Consider the following 18,529-nt stretch of genomic DNA (forward strand, 5'->3'; position numbering starts at 1 on the left):
GCTCTGCGTGCGCGAGGGGGGATTTGAACCCCCACGCCCTTTCGGACACTGGCACCTGAAGCCAGCGCGTCTGCCGTTCCGCCACTCGCGCGCAGTTCGCCTGTCCCCTCCGGACTGTCCCGGTTTCCCGGTTCGCAATCCTCAAGAACAGCGAGATCAATAGTAGCGTGAAACCGTCGCAAATTCCCAATCGGGGCATTCAGCGCCTCTGTTGCCGCTTGGGGACTGGGATCGGAAGGCCCGGCAGGGCGACGGCGGGTACTGTCTTTACCCTTCTGTCGACGTGGTGTTCACCACGTTGCCGCAATGCCGCGCCCCCGGCACGCGTTGCCGAATAGGGCCTTTTGGGACACGCGCAAGTAGTATCGAAGGGGAGAATCGCCAGACAGGTGTGCCCTGTCCGCTATCGCAGCGGCAGGCACCACGATGACAAAGCTGGGAGGAGGCGGCCCGATGGGCATTCTGGACAGTATGGAACGCGGAATCGAGAAAATCGTCCGCGGTGCCTTCTCCGTGGGCGGCAAAGGCCAGGTGCAGCCGGTGGAAATCGCCAGCCGCCTGCGCCGTGAGCTGGACAATGGTTCCATCACGTTGGCGCAGGGCCGAACGCTGGCTCCCAACGTCTTCGAGGTCCGGCTGGGCGACACCGATTACGCCATGGCAGAACAATGGGGTGCCACCTTGGCCGAAGAACTGTGCGACGTGGTGATCCGCCACGTCAACAGCCAGAAGTACACCCTGCAGGGCCCGGTCCGCGTCTCGTTCACCAGGGACGGCGGGCTCAAGGGCGGCGATTTCGAAGTCCAGGCCTCGGTGGTGAAATCCGACGGCCAGCAGCAGCGGCCGGCGCAGCGCAGCGCACCCGTGGCGCCGGCGCGCCAGCCCACCCAGCTCCAGCCCGTGCTGGAAATCAACGGTCAGCGCTATTCGCTCAACGCGCCCTCAATTGTGCTGGGCCGTTCCTCCGAGGCCGACATCATGGTCGACGACACCGGAGTCTCGCGGCGCCACCTGGAAATCCGCAGCGAGGATGGCTCGGCAGTGGCGGTGGATCTCGGCTCCACCAACGGCAGCTACGTCAACGGCCAAAAGATCGTCGGCCAAACCGACCTCACCGACGGCTCCATGATCACCATGGGCCGCACCCGCATTACCTTCCGCCTGCTGCCGACGCGGGGCGGCGGAGCCTGATGGGTGAACTTGTTGTCACCGCGCTGCGGTTCGGTTTCCTGATCCTGCTCTGGATCATGATTATCAGCATCGTCTCCGCCCTGCGGCGGGACCTGCAGATCGGCAACCGCAGCCGCACCGGCTCCCCCACCGCCCGCGAAGTCCGCAAGAATCCGGATCTGGCCGAAGCGCCGGCTCCCAAGGCGGCTCCACGGCGCCTGGTGGTTACTGAAGGTCCACTGGCGGGCCATTCACTCGAACTGGCCGCGAGCCCCATCCTCTTGGGGCGTGCCCAGGAAGCCACGCTGGTGCTGGAGGACGATTATGCCTCCGGCCGGCACGCGCGCCTCTTTCCACAGGGCAGCCGCTGGTTCATCGAGGACCTGGGCTCCACCAACGGCACCTATTTGGCCGAGAACCAGTTGACCCGGGCGCTGCCCGTCGACGCCGGCGTACCTATCCGGATCGGCAAGACGGTCATTGAGTTGAGGCCCTGATCGTGGCTCTGGTTCTGCGCTACGCAGCGCGGTCGGACGTGGGCAAGACACGGTCGAAAAACGACGATTCCGCCTACGCCGGGCGCTATCTGGCCGTGGTGGCCGACGGCATGGGTGGCCATGCCGGCGGTGACGTCGCCTCCGCCTCCACCGTGCTGGATTTGGTCCACCTGGACCGGGCGGGCCATCCCGAGCCCGCCAATGTCCTGGCCGACGAAATCCAGACTGCCAATTCCATCCTGTCGGAATTGGTTCAGACCAACCCCAAGCTGGCAGGCATGGGCACAACCGTCACCGCCTTGTTGCTGCATGACGACCGGCTCGAATTCGCCCACATCGGCGATTCACGGGCCTACCGGCTGAAAAACGGCGTCTTCGAGCAGGTCAGCATCGACCACACCTTCGTCCAGCGGCTCATCGACGAAGGCCGGCTCCGTCCCGAGGAAGCCGAGATCCACCCGCACCGCAACGTGCTCATGCGCGTTTTGGGCGACGTCGATGCCAGCCCCGAGCTCGATCTGGCGAGCCATGAGGCCGAAGCGGGGGAGAAGTGGCTGCTGTGCTCCGACGGCCTCAATGCGGTGGTACCGGACCGGGTGGTGGAGTCGGTGGTCCGCAACGCGTCATCGCTGCAGGACGCCGTCGACCAATTGGTGGATCTGACGCTCGATGGCGGTTCCCCGGACAACGTGACGATCGTGATGATCGAAGTGGCCGAAGCATCCCCCGAGGAAGCTGACACCGCCGCCCTAAACCTCGCCGCCGGGCGGCCGACGGCGGCTGCGACAACAAACGGCGGGGACGCGCCCCGTGCCGCCGCGGCGTCGAGTTCGACGCCCGGCTCTCCGAACGAATCCGCCGCCGCCAGGGCCGGTATCCAGCTCACCGACGAACACCTTGAACCGCATGAGGCAATCCGCGCCGACGCGATCCGGCGCGAGCTGGGGACGCGGCCGCATGTCTTGGTGGGTGCGGCCGCATTGGCGACCGAAACCGGACAGATTCCGATCGTCACCGCCCACTCCAACAAGCGGCGGGCGGCGGCTCTGCTGACCCACAAGGCCCCGGAGGAACCGGAGGCGCCCGACACGGACGTCGCGGCTCCGGTACGCAGGCCCTGGCTGGTCCCGGCGTTCCTGACCGTCATGTCGTTGCTGCTGGTGGCTGTCCTGTGGTTCGGCTATTTGTGGACGCAGACGCAGTATTTCGTCGCCTCGTCCGATGGCCGGGTGGCGATCTTCAACGGTGTCTCGCAAAACTTCGGCCCGATCGCGCTCTCGCATGTGGACACGGTGTACAACATCCCGCTGGAGAGCCTGCCGGTGTATCAACAGCAGCGGCTGCAATCGAGCATCTCCGCCAGAGACCTGGGGCATGCCGAGGACATCGTCGAACAACTGCGGATCAGCAGCCAGCGCAACTGTCCCCAACCGGAACCCAGCCCCAGTGCAGTGCCGACGGAACGGCCGAGCGCTTCATCCGGCGCCACCCCGGCCCCGGCTGCCAGCGGCTCACCCCGCGCCACCCCGGCCCCGGCTGCCAGCGGCTCACCCCGCGCCACCCCAGGACCGGTTGCCAGCCCCGAAACCACCGTGCCGCCGGAATGTGTAGGTGGATAGGTTATGAGTAACATCCAGACAGTGCCCCGGTCGCGGCGCAACACCGAACTGCTCCTGCTGATTCTGGCGTTGATCGTTGGCATCGGAGCCAACATGCTGGTTGGCCTGGACCAAGACCGGGCCTTTGACCGCGATTTCTTCACGCAGGGCGGCACCTTGGTGGTGCTGGTCCTGGTGGTCCATATAGTCCTGCGCCTCCGGGCGAAGTATGCCGACCCGGTTATACTCCCGATCGTTACTGCGCTGAACGGCGTCGGCCTGGCCATGATCCACCGGTTGGACATCGCCAACAACGACTCCGCCGCCGCCCGCCAGCTCTTGTGGACCGGCGTGGCCATCGCCGTCGTCGTCGCCATCATCTGGTTGTTGCGCGACCACCGCGTCCTGCGGCGCTTCACCTACATATCCCTGATTACCAGTGCCATTCTGCTGATCCTCCCGCTGCTGCCGTTCGTCGGAATGGAGATCAACGGCGCCAGGATCTGGGTGAATCTCGGGTTCGCAACCTTCCAGCCGGGCGAAATCGCAAAGATCACGCTCGCTATATTCTTTGCCGGTTATCTATCGACGAACCGGGACTTGATCCTGCTCGCCGGCAAGAAAATAGGTCCCCTGCAACTGCCACGCTGGCAGGACATGGGTCCCATGCTGGTGGCCTGGCTGGTCAGTATCGGCGTGCTGGTCTTCCAGCGCGACCTGGGATCCTCAATCCTGTTCTTCGGCCTGTTCATGGCCATGATCTACGTTGCCACGAGCCGGGTGAGCTGGGTCCTCATCGGCCTGCTGATGATCGCAGTGGGCGGCTTCGTGGCCTTCCAGTTGTTTCCGCATGTCACCGCACGCATCGACGGCTGGATCAATGCCTTCGACCCGGAGGTCTACAACCGGATCGGCGGCAGCCACCAAATTGTCCAAGGCCTGTTCGGGCTGGCCAGCGGCGCGCTCACCGGCACGGGACTTGGGCAGGGCCGGCCTGACCTGGTGACCTACGCCAACAGCGACATGATCATCGCCGCCCTCGGCGAGGAGCTGGGACTCATCGGACTCAGCGCCATCGTGATGCTCTACATCCTCTTGGTTAGCCGCGGCATCAGGGCAGCACTGGGCAGCCGGGATGCCTTTGGCAAACTGCTGGCTACGGGACTCTCCTTCACGTTGGCGCTGCAGTGCTTTGTGGTCATCGGCGGCGTCACCCGGTTGATTCCGCTGACCGGCCTGACCACGCCGTTCCTGGCAGCCGGCGGCTCCTCGCTGTTGGCCAACTGGCTGATTGTTGCCCTGCTGCTGCTGATTTCCGACGCTGCCCGCCGGCCGGCCCTGACCGGTCTGGCTGCCGGACGGCCTCCGGGGGACCGGCCGCAGCGCCGTACCCTGACCGACGGACGGAACACCGGATCCACGGAGGTGATCCAGCCATGAACCAGGCCATCCGCAATACCTGGATCGTCGCCATCGCGATGTTCGCACTCCTGTTTGGATCGCTCACGGTCGTGCAGTTCTTCGAGGCCGAGAACCTCAACGCCAACCCGTGGAACAGCCGGACCATCTACAAGGACTTCGACAAAAACCGGGGCGCCATCCTGGTGGACGGCGATCCGATCGCCGAATCGGTTCCCTCGGACGACGAGTTCGCGTATCAGCGCGTCTACAACGAACCGGAGCTCTACGCCCCGATCACTGGTTTTTATTCGCTGGTCTACGCCTCCACCCAAATGGAGTCGGCGATGAACGACCAGCTCTCCGGCTCCGGCGACGAATTCTTCTACGAACAGATCGTCCAGCTCTTCTCCGGGGGCCAGGTCGAAGGCGCTTCAGTAGAGCTGACCCTGGACGCCGAACTGCAGCAGTTGGCCTGGAACCTGATTCCCGACGGCGTGAAGGGCTCGATCGTGGTCATGGAGCCGGACACCGGCAACATTCTCGCGATGGTTTCCAAGCCCAGCTTCGACCCGAACAAGCTTGCCGGCCACGACACCGAAAAGGTCACCCAGAACATGGCCAAGTTGGAGGAGGTGCCCGGACTCTCGCCGTTCACCAACCCGGCCACCGAGAGCCTGCTGGCGCCCGGGTCCGTGTTCAAGCTGGCCGTGACGGCTGCAGCCTTGGAGTCGGGCAAGTACGACGCCGACAGCAAGCTGGACAATCCGCCGACACTGAAACTGCCCGGCACCAACGTCGAGCTGCCGAACTACGTCAACGGCGGCTGTGCGGCCCGGACCACTGTTGATTTTTCGTTTGCCTTGGAGCAGTCCTGCAATACACCGTTCGCCCAAATCGCCATCGATCTGGGCGAGGACGCCATCGCTGAGCAGACGGCCAAGTTCGGCTTCGGCCAGTCCTACCAGATCCCCACCCATGTAACCGCCAGCCAGTTCCCCACCGGGATGAGCGACGACCTGCTCGCACAGTCGGCCATCGGCCAGTACGACGTCCGCGTGACCCCCCTGCAGGTGGCCATGATGACCAGCGCCATCGCCAACGACGGCGTGCTAATGAAACCGAACCTGGTCCGCACCGTGCGCGCACCCGACCTGCGCGTGATGGACAGCCCCAAGCCCGAAGAGCTGCAGCGCTCCCTGTCCGCAGACAATGCCAGGCTGATGCAGGACTGGATGGTCAATGTGGTCAGCCGGGGCATCGGCGGCGGGGCTGCGATTCCGGGCGTCGACGTAGCCGGCAAGACCGGTACCGCCGAACTGATGGCCGGCAAGGAAGGCAACAACTCGTGGTTCACCGGATTCGCACCGGCGGACGACCCCAAGGCCGTCGTATCCGTCGTCTTTGAGGACGTCGATGTGACTACCGGTGCTTCACTCTCAAGTCCAAGTGCTAAGAAACTCCTAGAGGCGGTGTTAAATAAGTGAGACCTACCTCGGGTATCACATTAGGCGGCAGGTACCAGCTCACTGAACGTATCGCCATCGGCGGCATGGGCGAGGTCTGGAAGGCGCAGGACCAGGTTCTGGGCCGCATCGTCGCCATCAAGATCCTCAAGGAGGAATACACCGGCGATCCGGGCTTCCTCAACCGCTTCCGCGCCGAGGCCCGGCACACCGCGCTGCTGAACCACATCGGCATTGCCAATGTCTTCGATTACGGCGAAGAGGCCGGCTCCGCGTACCTGGTCATGGAACTGGTGCCCGGGCATCCGCTCTCTGCCATCATCGAGCGCGAGCGGGTGCTCTCGCCGGACCGGACGCTGTCCCTCATTTCCCAAACGGCAAAGGCGCTTGCCGTTGCCCATGCGCAAGGGCTTGTCCACCGCGACGTCAAACCCGGCAACCTGCTGATCACCCCCGAGGGCCGGGTCAAGATCACGGACTTCGGCATCGCCCGGCTGGCGGACCAGGTTCCGCTGACCGCGACCGGCCAGGTCATGGGCACTGCCCAGTATCTGGCCCCGGAACAGGCGACGGGACAGACGGCCACCGGACAGAGCGACATCTATTCGCTCGGCGTCATCGGTTACGAGTGCCTCTCCGGTTCCCGCCCGTTCTCCGGAGAGTCGCAGATCGCCATTGCTTTGGCACAGGTCAATGACACCCCGCCGCCGCTGTCCGAATCGCTGCCGCGGCCGGTCCGCGCCTTGCTGATGTCCATGCTGGCCAAGGACCCGGCCGATCGTCCGGCCACCGCTGAAAAGCTCGCCGAGGCGGCCGACGCCATCCGTGCCGGGGATATCCGGGCCGCCGAAGCGGCAGTGCCCGGCATGCGCCTGTTCGGTGGCGATGACAGCACCGGAGTGATGACCGCTCCCGTGCCCACCGCAGGCACCGCGCCGACCCGTGCCGTGAGCGCGGGAACCTCCCAGCTCCCCGCCGTCGGCGGCGCTGCAGCAGCGGGCCTTGGCGCGGAACGCAACTGGACCGACGAGGACCTTGACAGCGCCGAGCCTGAGGAGGCGCCACGGCGCCCGCAGAAGAAGCGCAGCCCCTGGACCTGGCCCTTGGTCGGTCTGATCCTGCTGGTCCTGTTCGCCGTCGCCGGCGCCATCCTGCTGCCGATGCTGACACCCACCGGCGGCGCCGAGTCATCCTCGTCAGCTTCAAGCTCGGCCACACGGTCGGCACCGAAGACCACCGCCGCGAAACCCACGGAAACGAAGACCGAGGAACAACCGACCCAAACGCCGACGGTGGAAAGCCACCAGCTGTCAGCCAATGCGTTCCTGGGCCGGCCGTTTGGCGAGGTCCGGTCCGAGCTCGAAAACATGGGCTACCAAGTGGTTCCGCAACCAGTCGAGAACGAAGCAGCGGAAAACACCGTCATCGATATTGCCCCGACAGGCACGGTTCCCGAGGGCGAAAGAATCACCGTTGTTTATTCCACAGGCCCGGGAACGGTCACCATTCCCCAAGGACTGGTGGGCCAGTCCGAGCAGCAGGTACAAAAGGCCTTGAGCGACGCGGGCCTGGTGCCGCAAAAGTCCGGCGAACAGCCGAGTGAGGAAGCGAAGGGTACCGTGCTCAGCCTGTCGCCCCCCGGCGGGGACGTTCCGCCCGGGTCAACTGTCAGCTATGTTGTCTCCAGCGGCCCGGCAGAAGAAACCCAGGCGCCGACCGAGACGGGCTCGCCGGATGCCAAGGCTCTGCCCACCTCTGGTCCCGAAACGCGCGGCGCCAAGCCGTGACCGGATCCTGGTGATGGAAGGACGACAACCAGTGGACTCGCCGCGCATCCTGGCTGACCGCTATGAAGTCGGTGAACTCATCGGGCGCGGTGGAATGGCCGACGTCCTGCTGGGCCGCGACATCCGGTTGGGCCGCTCCGTGGCGATCAAGCAACTCCGGACCGACCTTGCCCGCGACCCGATGCTGCAGTCCCGCTTCCGGCGCGAAGCCCAAGCAGTGGCGGGCCTGAACCACCCGTCCATCGTTGCCGTTTACGACACCGGGGACATGGATCTGCCCGGGGGAGCGGCGCACGACGTCAAGGTTCCGTTCATCGTGATGGAGTACGTCCAAGGCCGGACGCTGCGTGAGTTCATCAAGGGCCACGAACTGAGCATCGAGGACTCGGTCCGCTATGCACTCGGCGTTCTGGCGGCGCTCGAATACAGCCACCGCTCGGGCATCGTGCACCGGGACATCAAGCCGGCCAACGTCATGGTCACCCCTGATGGCAGCGTGAAGGTGATGGACTTCGGCATTGCCCGGGCCTTGGCCGATTCTGCGGCGACGATGACCCAGACCCAGGCGGTTCTGGGAACTGCGCAGTATCTCTCCCCCGAGCAGGCCCGCGGAGAGACCGTTGACGCCCGCAGCGACCTGTACTCGGCTGCCTGTCTGTTGTACGAAATGCTTGCCGGCCGGCCACCGTTTATTGGTGACAGCCCGGTGTCCGTGGCGTACCAGCATGTCCGCGAGCTTCCCGAACCGGCCAGCCGCTTCAATCCGGATGTCACAGCCGCGCTTGATTCCGTGCTGGAACATGCGCTCCAAAAAGACAAGGCCGACCGGTTCCAAACCGCGGCGGCATTCTCGGATGCGCTGCAGGCGGCCCTGGACGGTGTAACGCATCAGCCGACCGGACTGGCAACAGAAGCGTTTTCCGCGCACGCCCCCGCCACTGAGCTGATCACTCAGCCGGCCCAGGCGGTGTCTCCGGAAACCACGCGCCTGTCCTCCACAGCCTACGCACCGGATGACGACGGCGGTCCCGAGACTGCGGCGTACGACCCGCGGCATGTGCCAACAGCGCTGGCCGTTGGCAGCGCACACGACATCGAACCCGAACGCCGTGCCAGGCGCCGTGCCTGGACCGTCACGCTCATGGTCGCCCTGCTGTTGGTGCTGATAGGCGGCGGCTACTACCTCTACAACGTCCTGGTGCAGAATGCTGCTCCGAAGACCGTTGCCGTACCAGCTGTCGCTGGACTGGACCAGAACACGGCCAGCAACTCCGTATGGGAAGCAGACCTTCGGCCACAGATTGAACAAGAGTTCAGCGACCACGTCGAGAAGGGCATGGTGACCCGGACCGACCCGGACGTCGGAGAGCAGGTTGAACCGGGCAGCCAAGTGTTCGTCTACATCTCCCAGGGGCGTGAGTTCGCCACAATTCCAAAGGACCTTGCCGGACGAACCGAGGCTGAGGTCCGGGACAAGCTCCGGAAACTCGGTCTGGAGCCGGGGGAAAACATCCCGGCGAACAGCGCCTCACTGCAGCGCGGCAATGTGGTCTCCACCAAGCCGGCTCCCGGTGAGAAGGTCAAGACCGGTTCCACGGTGGACCTGGTTGTCTCGACCGGCTTGGTACGCGTGCCCAATCTGGTGGACAAAACCCTCGAAGATGCCGGAGCCGCGCTGGATGACGCGGCCATCGCCTTGCCCTACAGGGTGGAAGAACTCGCGAACGAAGTCGTCAAGCCCGGCACCGTCGTCCGCCAGAGCGTGGCAGCGGGCACCGACGTCGAACAAGGCACGGAGATTGTCCTCACCGTTGCCGTTGCACCCGCGGCTCCTGAGCCTACGGAAACCGCCACCTCCCGCCCTGATGAAGACTCCAATCGAGGCAATGGACCCGGCAGCGGCAACAACGGAAACGGCAATGGAAACAGCAGCGGCAATGGAAACGGGAACGGTCGGGGCAAAGGTAACGGCAACGGCTGATCGCCCGCCTCTGTCCTCACGCGGTTCCCCGTCCAGGGAACCGCGTTAGTGGGTGATGAGGGGACTCAGGATCGCAGCGCGTTCGGCCGTGCCCACGGCCCCGAGTGACTCCAGCCAATTGCCCAGCATCAGGTAGCCGCCTTCGGTCAGCACCGATTCGGGATGGAACTGCACGCCCCACAGCGGCGCGCTCCGGTGGGCTAGTCCCATGACGACTCCGTTGTCGGTCTCAGCGGTGATTTCCAGTTCGGCGGGTATGGTGGCGCGGACGGCTGCCAGTGAGTGGTAGCGGGTGGCCGTGAACGGATTCGGCACGCTCTCGAAGACGTTCTGGTTGCCGTGCGTGACCTGCGAGGTTTTCCCATGCATCAGTTCGGGAGCATGGGTAACGGTGGCGCCGTAGGCCTCCGCCAGCGCCTGGTGTCCGAGGCATACGCCGAACATAGGCTTTGCCTCCCGGCCGCACCAACGGATCAACTCAATGCAGATGCCGGCTTCCGCGGGAGTTCCGGGGCCGGGGGAGACCAACACGCCGTCGCGGCTTGCGGCCAGTTCCACCGCCTCGTCGAGGGTGACGTCGTCGTTGCGGACCACAGTCGTTTCCGCACCCAGCTGCTGGAGGTACCCCACCAGGGTGTAGACGAAGCTGTCATAGTTATCGACGACGAGGATGCGCGGAGTCTTGCTCATGTGACAGTGGTGCCAATCGTGGAGTTGTTCCGGGACAGGGGACTGCGAGGCCAGCCGGAAGCCACGTCCGGCAACAAGAGCCGAGCGGCAATCAGCAGCACTCCCACTATGATCGGCCCGCTGCCGCAGTCGCGGCAAATGCGCGGCGGCGAACGTCACAGACATTGGCTAGACTAAACAGCTAGACGGCCCGGCGGCGGCGCGTGTAATTGCAGCCCCGGCCCAGCCGTGCCAACCACCCTTGATGCCCCGGAGGATCTGTGCCCGAGTCGAAGCGCCGCAAGAGGACCGAACGGCGTCCAGAGGAATTGACCGCCAAGGGCAACAAGCCCAATCCCGTCTGGTTCAAACCGGTCATGTTCGGCCTCATGATCCTGGGCCTGCTGTGGATCATCGTTTTTTACATCACGCAGGGAGCATGGCCCCTGCCGGCGGCAGGTTCCTGGAACATCATGATCGGCTTCGGCATCGCCATAGCCGGCTTCCTGATGACGACCAGGTGGCGTTCGTAGGCTGCCGTGCTTGTAGATAACGGCATCTACGTCGACGGCGTCCGCGCCGCTACGCCGGCAACCCTGCAGCAGACATTCACCGAGCTGCACCGATCCGCGGGCATGGCCTGGATCGGCCTGTACCGGCCGAACGAGCAGGAGCTGGCTGCGGTGGCCGCAGAGTTCGACCTGCATTATCTGGCCGTGGAGGACGCCCTGCGGGGCCACCAGCGCGCGAAACTGGAACAATACGGCCGCACGTTGTTCACCGTGCTCCGGCCCGCGCGCTACATCGATGAGACGGAGAAGGTGGAGTTCGGCGAACTCCACGTCTTCATGGGCGAGGGCTTCCTCATCACCGTCAGGCATGCGGAGTCGCCGGATTTGGCGCACGCCCGCCGAAGGATGGAGGCGGTGCCCGAGCTTCTCGCCACCGGCCCGCAGGCGGCGCTCTACGCTGTCCTGGACCAGGTCGTGGATGAGTACGAACCGGTCGTCTATGGCTTGGAGAACGACATCGACGAAATCGAAGACCAGCTCTTTGGTGGAGATCCCGATGTTTCCCGACGGATTTACGAACTGCTGCGCGAAGTCATCGAGTTCCAGCGTGCCCTGCAGCCGCTGGAGGGGATGATCACGCTCGTGGAGCGCAGCACCGCTGATGATGCCCCGGACCTCGAAGTAGCCCGCGGTCTGCGCGACGTCCAGGACCACGTGATCCGCTTGAACGAGCGGGTCAATGCGTTCCGGGCCGTCCTGCAGAACGCACTGAGCCTCAGCTCCACGCTCCAGGCCCAAAAACTCACGGAAACCAGCGTGGCGCAGAACGAACAGGTCAAGCGGATCTCGTCCTGGGCCGCCATCCTCTTTGCCCCGACCTTGGTGGCGGCCATCTACGGGATGAATTTCTCCGTGATGCCGGAGCTCGACTGGCCCCTCGGCTACCCGTTGTCACTGGTGCTGATGGTCCTGACTGCCCTGGGGCTTTACTGGTTCTTCAGACGCAACAAATGGCTCTGAACCAGCCGTGACCCGGTGCCAGAGGCCAGGAGCCCGTTCCCCTGATGCGGGAACGGGCTCCTGGCGGGACAATGACGCCCTGGCGGTCAGCCGGCGTCGGCGGCGGACATCACGGCAGCGGTGACGGCCGGAGCCACCCGAGGATCCAGAGGGCTGGGGATGATGTAGTCGGCCGCGAGGTCGTCCCCCACAATCCCTGCGATGGCTTCAGCCGCGGCCACCTTCATGGCGGACGTGATGCGGCGGGCGCCGGCGTCCAAAGCGCCGCGGAAGATGCCCGGGAAGGCCAGGACGTTGTTGATCTGGTTGGGGAAGTCGCTGCGTCCGGTAGCCACCACCTTCGCGAACTTGGCGGCCGTCTCCGGGTGCACTTCCGGATCCGGGTTGGACAGCGCGAAGATGATGGCATCGTCCGCCATCTTCGCCAGCGTTTCTTCCGGAATGGTGCCGGAGGAAACGCCAATGAAGACGTCTGCCCCCTCGAGTGCCTGCGCGCTGCCGCCGGTGACCCCTCGCGGATTGGTGCGTGCCGCGTAAGCGGCCTTGATCTCGGTCAGGTCGCCGCGGTCACCGTGGATGATGCCGCGCGAATCCAGCAGCGTCACATCGGCGACACCCGCGGTCAGGAGGATTTCGGCGACGGCGATGCCCGCCGCGCCCGCTCCGGAGATAACCACCTTCAGGGAGGCCAACTCCCGATTGACCACCTTGGCAGCATTGGTCAGTGCAGCGAGTGCGACGACGGCGGTGCCGTGTTGGTCGTCATGCATCACCGGCATGTCCAGCGCCTCGATCAGCCGGGCCTCGAGCTCGAAGCAGCGCGGAGCCGAAATGTCCTCAAGGTTCACGGCACCGAAACTTGAACGCAGCCGCACCAGCGTCTCGATGATCTCGTCCACATCGGTGGTCTCAAGCACCAGGGGGATGGAGTCCAGCCCGGCGAACTGCTTGAAAAGGGCTGCCTTTCCCTCCATGACCGGGAGCGAGGCGGCCGCGCCGATGTTGCCCAAACCCAGGACAGCAGTGCCGTCGGAAACTACAGCCACCAAGCGCGAGGCCCACGTGTACTTCTGGGCCATCTCCGGGTCCGCATTGATCGCCCGGCTGACTTGGGCCACACCGGGGGTATAGGCGATGGAAAGGTCGCGCTTGCTCTCCAGCGGAGCAGTCAGGCCAATTTCCAGTTTGCCGCCCTCATGGGCGCCGAAAATTTCCTCCCTGGTGAGGTCAATCCGAGCGGAGTTGCCAGTTTGGGTAGTCACGTAGGTTCCTTCTGTTGGTTCTTCCCTTCACGGAAGGGCGCACGGGTGGCCCGGCCTGCCACAGGCCGACAGGAGGCAGGGTCCTCAATCGGGGCGCCTGCGGGCTGTGCAAAATTCATCGGGCAGCGCAAGGTGATTCGACTATCGCCTGGGTACCGGGACGGCCGCGGGCCCCGCGGCTGGTCGAGCCGGGGACCGGATTTTTAAAGGCTACCCGAAGGCCGGTCGGGGGGCCTGCATGTGTCTCGCGCACGCTGATTGTGTCAGCCTCGACTCTAGTCCGAACCACGCTGCACGTGCTGCAGTCTTAGTTGTCCACGTTTTCACAGTTGTAGACCGGAGTTATCCACAGGCGTGCATAACTTTGGGGATTATTCGTCGCTACCACCGTAAATCCCCCTCCTCGCGTTATCCACACCTGTGGAATTACATGTGTGTAAGTTATCCTCACTGTGCATAACCCCTGTGGATAACATCGCTGCTCCCCGTGAAAGGGTGGAAACATTTCCACAATTCACCCACAAGGTGGGGACAGCAGAAAGGGCGGGCAGGTACTGCGTCCGTAAGGACGCAATGCCTGCCCGCCCTGCGAGAGCCGGACTGCCGGGCTGTGGGCTACCCCATGGCTTTGACAGCGGTGACTGCCACCAAGGCCAGAAGGACGGCCGCAAGTCCCGCGAACTGCACGATGCTCCGGTTCTTCCCCTTGGGGACATAGGCCAGCACCACGGCGCACAGGGCACCAACCAGCAGGCCGCCCAAGTGCGCCTGCCACGCGATCCCGGAGACGACGAAGCCAAGCACGGCGTTAATGCCAATCAGCACCACGAGCGATCTGACCTCGCCGCCGCGTTGGCGCTGCACAATGAAGAGTGCACCGAACAGGCCGAAGATCGCCCCGGAGGCGCCGACCACCGGAATGTTCGGAGCGGAGAGCAGGAGCACGCCGACTGAGCCACCGAAACCGGAGAGCAGGTACAGCGCAAGGAACCTCAGCCGGCCCAGCAGCGGCTCCAGGTGCCGGCCCAGGATCCACAACGCGTAGAGGTTGAAGGCTATGTGCAGCAGGAAGTTCGGGGAGTGCAGGAAGGCCGAGGTAATCATTCGCCACGGTTCCGGCGCATAGAACGGATTCGGAAGGGTGTAGAGCGGGGCGTACAGGAACTCTTCGGTGAACCCCGGGATGACCCATTGCAGCAGATAGGCCACGGCGCAGATGCCGATCAGGGTGAGTGTGACCACCGGCCGCCCCGCTGTCACGGTTCCGCCGTAGACGGTACGGACAGCCGGCAGGCTCCGGGCGGCCTCATTGACGCAGTCGACGCACTGGATGCCTACGGAGGCGGTGCGCTGGCATTCCGGACAAGCTGGGCGTCCGCATCGCTGGCAGCGCACATAGGAGATGCGGTCCGGATGCCGCGGGCAGACGGGGACATCGGTCTGCGGCGGTTCCGCCGGCATTCCGTAGGACATGGAGGCGCTCCTGCAGGGAAAAGGTCCCCGCCCGGCCGTCCGGGCGGGGACATCAAGCGGCTTAGAGCTGCTCGACGGTGATGTTCTTGATGACCACGTCTTCCAGCGGCTTGTCGCGCTGGTCGGTGGCCACGGCGTTGAGGGAATCGACGACGGCACGCGAGGCTTCGTCCGTGACGTCGCCGAAGATGGTGTGCTTACCCTGCAGCCAGGTGGTGGGAACGGTGGTGATGAAGAACTGCGAACCGTTGGTGCCGCGCCCGCCCTGGATGCCGGCGTTGGCCATGGCCAGCTTGTAGGGTTCGTTAAAGTCGAGCTCCGGGTTGATCTCGTCGTCGAACTGGTAGCCGGGGCCGCCAATGCCCTGGCCCAGCGGATCGCCGCCCTGGAGCATGAAGTCCTTGATGATGCGGTGGAAGATGACGCCGTCGTAGAGCGGAGCGTTGGTCTCTTCACCGGTCTGCGGGTGCTTCCAGGTGATTTCGCCGGTAGCCAGGCCCACGAAGTTCTTGACGGTCTTCGGGGCGTGGTTGCCGAACAGGTTCACCACGATGTCGCCATGGTTGGTGTGGATAGTGGCTTTAGCTGTAGCAATAGCAGTCATGCGACCATTCTTCCACGCCAATCGGCGCTGGATCCCGCCAGCGGCGGGTTCCGCGGTCAGTGAAAATGGGGCCCGTTCGTTTCCCGGCGTAGCCGTGGTCAGGCACAGGAAGTAGGCTGAGGAACGACCGTCACCATTTCCGGGAGGTAGTTGTGAAGAAGACCAATCGAATAGCCCGCGACGCAGAAGGCAACGTGTTTGTCCTCGTGGGAACAGCCAGGGACTGGGCCTCTCCCAAGATGGAAGCCGCGCGGAACTGGGCAGTCCCGCGGATCGAGAAGGGGATTGAGACCGCTTCACCGCGCATTCAGGAGGGGCTGCAGAAGGCCGCCAAGGATCTCTCCCACGGCGTAGCCACTGTTACGCCGAGGATTCAGGGCAGCTTGGACAGCCTGGCGCCCAAAATTTCCCACGTTGTGGATGAGGCCGCTCCGCGCATCCAGGAAACCCTTGACCGGGCCACCCCTGCGATCACGCATGCCCGCGACAAAGTGGTCGGCGAGTACATCCCGACCGTCTCGGCCCGGCTCGGCGCAACCGCTGACCAGGTCGCCAAAACCTTGGACAAGACCGCGGTGCCCGCGTCCGTCCAGGCTGCTGTGATCAAGGCGGGCGGGTCCAAGCGCGCGCTCAAGCGGGCCCAAAAGGCAGCCGCCGAGAACGCCAAGCAGGCCGCCAAAGAGTTGAAGAAGCAGCAGAAGTCGGGCGGCGGCGGCAAGGGCTGGCTGATTGTCGGCATTCTGGCTGCCGCGGCCGCGGCAGCCGTGGCTGCGTGGCGCGCTGCCCGGCCGGTCGAAGATCCGTGGAAGACGCCGGTCCAGCCCGCGGCTCCGGCTGCAGCGCCGGTACCGGGTCCGGCCTCGGCTGCCCCGCAGTCGACAACCACTGCGGCGCCGACAGGTACTGCCGCTGCTTCCGGAACCGGCGAAGCAGCCAAGCCTGCTGCTGATGCGGCCGGTTCCAATGACGCAGCGGGCACGCCCTCGGCCGGCAAGACCGACCAGGCCGGCGGCTCTGCCGACAAGGGGACAACCGGTACCGCCGCCACCCGCTCCGCGCGGTCGGCCGGCGAAAAGGCCGCCGCGGCCGCGGACAAGGCAGACGAGAAGGACACCAAGGAGTAGTTTTCCCTCACCTCCAACACGTTAAGGGAGCTCTCGATGGGGAGCTCCCTTTCGTTTGCCCTGCATGAAAGTTCCTGGCCCCCGCTTCGCTGCCTTCCAGCGTTCGTGCTGATAGATTCATGCCGTGAGTGCTGCTCCCAGCGTGTCGATCATCATCCCGGCGTTCAATGAAGAGTCCGTCATCCGCCAGTGCATTTATGCTGCGCTGTGCCAGTCGGTGACCCCGGCAGAGATTATTGTGGTGGACAACAAATCGACGGACGGGACGGCAAACCTCGTCCGCGCCATGCAGGACGAATATCCGGATGTTCCGCTCATGCTGCTCCGGCAGGACGCGGAACAGGGCTTGATCCCCACCCGGAACTACGGTCTGGACCATGCCACCGGGGAAGTGCTGGGCAGGATTGATGCGGATTCAGTGCTGGAACCCGACTGGGTGGAGCAGGTACAGCGGGCCTTTTCCGATCCGGAGGTCATGGCGTGCACCGGGCCGGTGCTGTACTACGACATGCCCATGCGCCGTTTCGGGCTCCAAGCTGACGACCGGCTGCGCCGCTTCGTCCTGAAACTGGCCAAGAAGCAATACCACTTCCTGTTCGGGTCTAACATGGCCATCCGCCGCGGGGCGTGGGACATCATCCGCACGGAGGTGTGCCGTGATGAAGAGGACCAGATGCACGAGGACATCGACCTTTCCGTCCATCTGGCCGACCATGGGCTGCGGATTCAGTATGTGCCGGAAATGATCAGCGGCATGTCGGCCCGGCGGCTGGAAGATTCCCCCAAGGACTACCGCTACTACGTCACGCGCTTCAACCGGACCTACGACGCCCACAAGATCCGCCGCCGCATGCTCCGGGTGCCGACGCTGATCTTCATGACTGTGTACTATCCGGCGAAGCTGCTGCGCCGCGTGCACCAGGCGCGGACCCAGGTCCGTGTTCCCCGCGGCGGGCTCTAACCGCCCTAAGCCGGTCCGGATCCTCTGGCTTCCGGCGCCAGGACCGGCTCTGCCACCCTTGCCCGGTTCTGGGAAAGCACGACGGCGGCCAATCCAGCCAGGATCAGGGCCAGCCCGGCGTATGTGCCCCACGGCACGGTTTCGCCGAGGAATACGGCTGCCAGGGCCGCCGCCCCCGGGATTTCCAGCAGGATGATCATGGAGACCACCAGCGGACTCAGCACAGCGAGGAGATGGTTCAGAACCGAGTGGCCCAGTAATTGGGCGACGACGGTGACAGCCACGATGCCGGCCCAGGCTTCCGGCGGGAATCCGGCCAGCGGCTGTCCGAAAGCCAGTGCCATGGCCAGCAGGACCAGTGCGCAGAGTCCGTAGCAAATGGTGGTGTACGGGCCCGTTGACAGCTGGCGCCGCACCCGGCTGCCGGCCATGGTGTAGACCCCGGCCATGGCGCCGCCAAGCAGGCCCAGCAGATCACCTAGCAGCGCTTCAGAAGACAGTTGCAGGTCAAAGCCGGAGATCACCAGCACTCCGGCAAACGCGAGGCCTACGCCAAAGAGGATCAGCCCGGACGCTTTGATCCCGCGCAGCCGGTTGAACAGAACTATCCAGGCCGACTGGAGGCAAACCAGCGCCGTCGCCGCTGCAACCGACGTCAACTGCAGCGCGGTAATGAAACAGGCGAAGTGGAGCGCCAACGCGACCGCCGCCAGCGCGCTGTACCCGAGGTCCGACGTCGTTAGTTTCCGGAACTCGTCGCGGCGGCCAATGGCCGAGGGTACCCCCATCACGGCGGCGCCGATCATGTTGCGCCAGAAAGCGATGGCCAGGGCCGGGGCAGCGGTGGCAGCCATGATAGGGCCGGATGCGGAGATGCCGAGCACAGCCAGCGCGGCCAGGAGGATGATCACACCTTCAGCGTAGGGGCGTCGCCGGACAAAAACCCGTCAAGCAACGCAGCGGCGCCACACCAGACGCAGCGAGGCCCCGATCCGAAGATCGGGGCC

16 protein-coding genes and 1 tRNA gene are annotated in these 18,529 nt (G+C 64.7%); 11 read left to right on the forward strand and 6 right to left on the reverse strand.

What is annotated here, in order from left to right; genetic code table 11:
• Positions 1-8 precede the first annotated feature (8 nt).
• Positions 9-91: transfer RNA gene (locus AC5RWT_RS24840), tRNA-Leu, on the reverse strand.
• Positions 92-453: 362 nt separating this feature from the next.
• Here AC5RWT_RS24840 and AC5RWT_RS24845 point away from each other — a divergent pair.
• From AC5RWT_RS24845 to pknB, 7 genes are read left to right on the forward strand one after another with little or no spacing between them, the layout of a single operon-like run.
• Positions 454-1,191, forward strand: a complete 738-nt coding sequence (locus AC5RWT_RS24845) for an FHA domain-containing protein (protein ID WP_494082516.1) — start codon at positions 454-456, stop codon at positions 1,189-1,191.
• Entirely contained in the window at positions 1,191-1,667 is a 477-nt protein-coding gene (locus tag AC5RWT_RS24850) for an FHA domain-containing protein FhaB/FipA (RefSeq protein WP_494082517.1), read from the forward strand. Before AC5RWT_RS24845 ends, AC5RWT_RS24850 begins: the two co-directional genes overlap by 1 nt.
• A 2-nt stretch (positions 1,668-1,669) precedes the next feature.
• Positions 1,670-3,286, forward strand: coding sequence for a PP2C family protein-serine/threonine phosphatase (locus AC5RWT_RS24855; RefSeq protein WP_494082518.1), 1,617 nt, complete (start codon positions 1,670-1,672; stop codon positions 3,284-3,286).
• Between the two features lie 3 nt (positions 3,287-3,289).
• Positions 3,290-4,705 (forward strand): FtsW/RodA/SpoVE family cell cycle protein, encoded by a 1,416-nt coding sequence (locus AC5RWT_RS24860; RefSeq protein ID WP_494082519.1) that lies wholly within the window; start codon positions 3,290-3,292, stop codon positions 4,703-4,705.
• Positions 4,702-6,150 (forward strand): peptidoglycan D,D-transpeptidase FtsI family protein, encoded by a 1,449-nt coding sequence (locus AC5RWT_RS24865; RefSeq protein ID WP_494082520.1) that lies wholly within the window; start codon positions 4,702-4,704, stop codon positions 6,148-6,150. The genes AC5RWT_RS24860 and AC5RWT_RS24865 overlap by 4 nt, the downstream gene beginning before the upstream one ends.
• Positions 6,147-7,916 carry a protein kinase domain-containing protein gene (locus AC5RWT_RS24870; RefSeq protein WP_494082521.1) on the forward strand — a complete coding sequence of 590 codons (1,770 nt, stop codon included), beginning with the start codon at positions 6,147-6,149 and terminating at the stop codon, positions 7,914-7,916. Before AC5RWT_RS24865 ends, AC5RWT_RS24870 begins: the two co-directional genes overlap by 4 nt.
• A gap of 13 nt (positions 7,917-7,929) precedes the next feature.
• The gene (gene pknB, locus AC5RWT_RS24875; RefSeq protein ID WP_494082522.1) at positions 7,930-9,897 is read left to right on the forward strand and encodes a Stk1 family PASTA domain-containing Ser/Thr kinase; all 1,968 of its coding nucleotides are present in this window, start codon (positions 7,930-7,932) and stop codon (positions 9,895-9,897) included.
• 45 nt (positions 9,898-9,942) lie between these two features.
• Here pknB and AC5RWT_RS24880 read toward each other — a convergent pair whose 3' ends face one another.
• On the reverse strand, positions 9,943-10,587 hold the full coding sequence (locus AC5RWT_RS24880; RefSeq protein WP_494082523.1) for an aminodeoxychorismate/anthranilate synthase component II: 645 nt from the start codon (positions 10,585-10,587) through the stop codon (positions 9,943-9,945).
• A 260-nt stretch (positions 10,588-10,847) separates the two neighbouring features.
• On the opposite strand from AC5RWT_RS24880, the gene AC5RWT_RS24885 reads away from it, so the two are divergent.
• Both AC5RWT_RS24885 and AC5RWT_RS24890 read left to right on the forward strand, forming a co-directional pair.
• Positions 10,848-11,099, forward strand: coding sequence for a cell division protein CrgA (locus AC5RWT_RS24885; RefSeq protein WP_493972208.1), 252 nt, complete (start codon positions 10,848-10,850; stop codon positions 11,097-11,099).
• A 6-nt stretch (positions 11,100-11,105) separates the two neighbouring features.
• Positions 11,106-12,098: a magnesium and cobalt transport protein CorA gene (locus AC5RWT_RS24890; RefSeq protein WP_493972207.1), complete on the forward strand. Its 993-nt coding sequence runs from the start codon at positions 11,106-11,108 to the stop codon at positions 12,096-12,098.
• A gap of 86 nt (positions 12,099-12,184) precedes the next feature.
• Here AC5RWT_RS24890 and AC5RWT_RS24895 read toward each other — a convergent pair whose 3' ends face one another.
• From AC5RWT_RS24895 to AC5RWT_RS24905, 3 genes are all read right to left on the reverse strand, one after another.
• Positions 12,185-13,360, reverse strand: coding sequence for an NAD(P)-dependent malic enzyme (locus tag AC5RWT_RS24895; RefSeq protein WP_494082524.1), 1,176 nt, complete (start codon positions 13,358-13,360; stop codon positions 12,185-12,187).
• A gap of 615 nt (positions 13,361-13,975) precedes the next feature.
• Positions 13,976-14,833: a rhomboid family intramembrane serine protease gene (locus tag AC5RWT_RS24900; protein WP_494082525.1), complete on the reverse strand. Its 858-nt coding sequence runs from the start codon at positions 14,831-14,833 to the stop codon at positions 13,976-13,978.
• A 61-nt stretch (positions 14,834-14,894) separates the two neighbouring features.
• A complete protein-coding gene (locus AC5RWT_RS24905) occupies positions 14,895-15,437 on the reverse strand; it encodes a peptidylprolyl isomerase (protein ID WP_494082526.1) in 543 nt (180 codons plus the stop codon).
• A 152-nt stretch (positions 15,438-15,589) separates the two neighbouring features.
• Between AC5RWT_RS24905 and AC5RWT_RS24910 the strand changes: the two genes are divergently transcribed.
• Positions 15,590-16,561, forward strand: a complete 972-nt coding sequence (locus tag AC5RWT_RS24910) for a hypothetical protein (protein ID WP_494082527.1) — start codon at positions 15,590-15,592, stop codon at positions 16,559-16,561.
• 124 nt (positions 16,562-16,685) lie between these two features.
• Complete coding sequence (locus AC5RWT_RS24915) at positions 16,686-17,522, forward strand: glycosyltransferase family 2 protein (RefSeq protein ID WP_494082528.1); 837 nt, start codon at positions 16,686-16,688, stop codon at positions 17,520-17,522.
• A gap of 5 nt (positions 17,523-17,527) precedes the next feature.
• Here the strand turns inward: AC5RWT_RS24915 and AC5RWT_RS24920 are convergent, their stop codons facing one another.
• The gene (locus tag AC5RWT_RS24920; RefSeq protein WP_494082529.1) at positions 17,528-18,433 is read right to left on the reverse strand and encodes a DMT family transporter; all 906 of its coding nucleotides are present in this window, start codon (positions 18,431-18,433) and stop codon (positions 17,528-17,530) included.
• Positions 18,434-18,529: the final 96 nt, after the last annotated feature.

Source organism: Arthrobacter sp. Dra40 (assembly GCF_059091905.1).

Excerpts from the sequence above, each read along its gene's own strand:
- AC5RWT_RS24845 (WP_494082516.1), top strand. The coding sequence starts at position 454 with ATGGGCATTCTGGACAGTATGGAACGCGGAATCGAGAAAATCGTCCGC.
- AC5RWT_RS24850 (WP_494082517.1), top strand. The coding sequence starts at position 1,191 with ATGGGTGAACTTGTTGTCACCGCGCTGCGGTTCGGTTTCCTGATCCTG.
- AC5RWT_RS24860 (WP_494082519.1), top strand. The coding sequence starts at position 3,290 with ATGAGTAACATCCAGACAGTGCCCCGGTCGCGGCGCAACACCGAACTG.
- AC5RWT_RS24865 (WP_494082520.1), top strand. The coding sequence starts at position 4,702 with ATGAACCAGGCCATCCGCAATACCTGGATCGTCGCCATCGCGATGTTC.
- pknB (WP_494082522.1), top strand. The coding sequence starts at position 7,930 with ATGGAAGGACGACAACCAGTGGACTCGCCGCGCATCCTGGCTGACCGC.
- AC5RWT_RS24880 (WP_494082523.1), bottom strand. The coding sequence starts at position 10,587 with ATGAGCAAGACTCCGCGCATCCTCGTCGTCGATAACTATGACAGCTTC.
- AC5RWT_RS24900 (WP_494082525.1), bottom strand. The coding sequence starts at position 14,833 with ATGTCCTACGGAATGCCGGCGGAACCGCCGCAGACCGATGTCCCCGTC.
- AC5RWT_RS24905 (WP_494082526.1), bottom strand. The coding sequence starts at position 15,437 with ATGACTGCTATTGCTACAGCTAAAGCCACTATCCACACCAACCATGGC.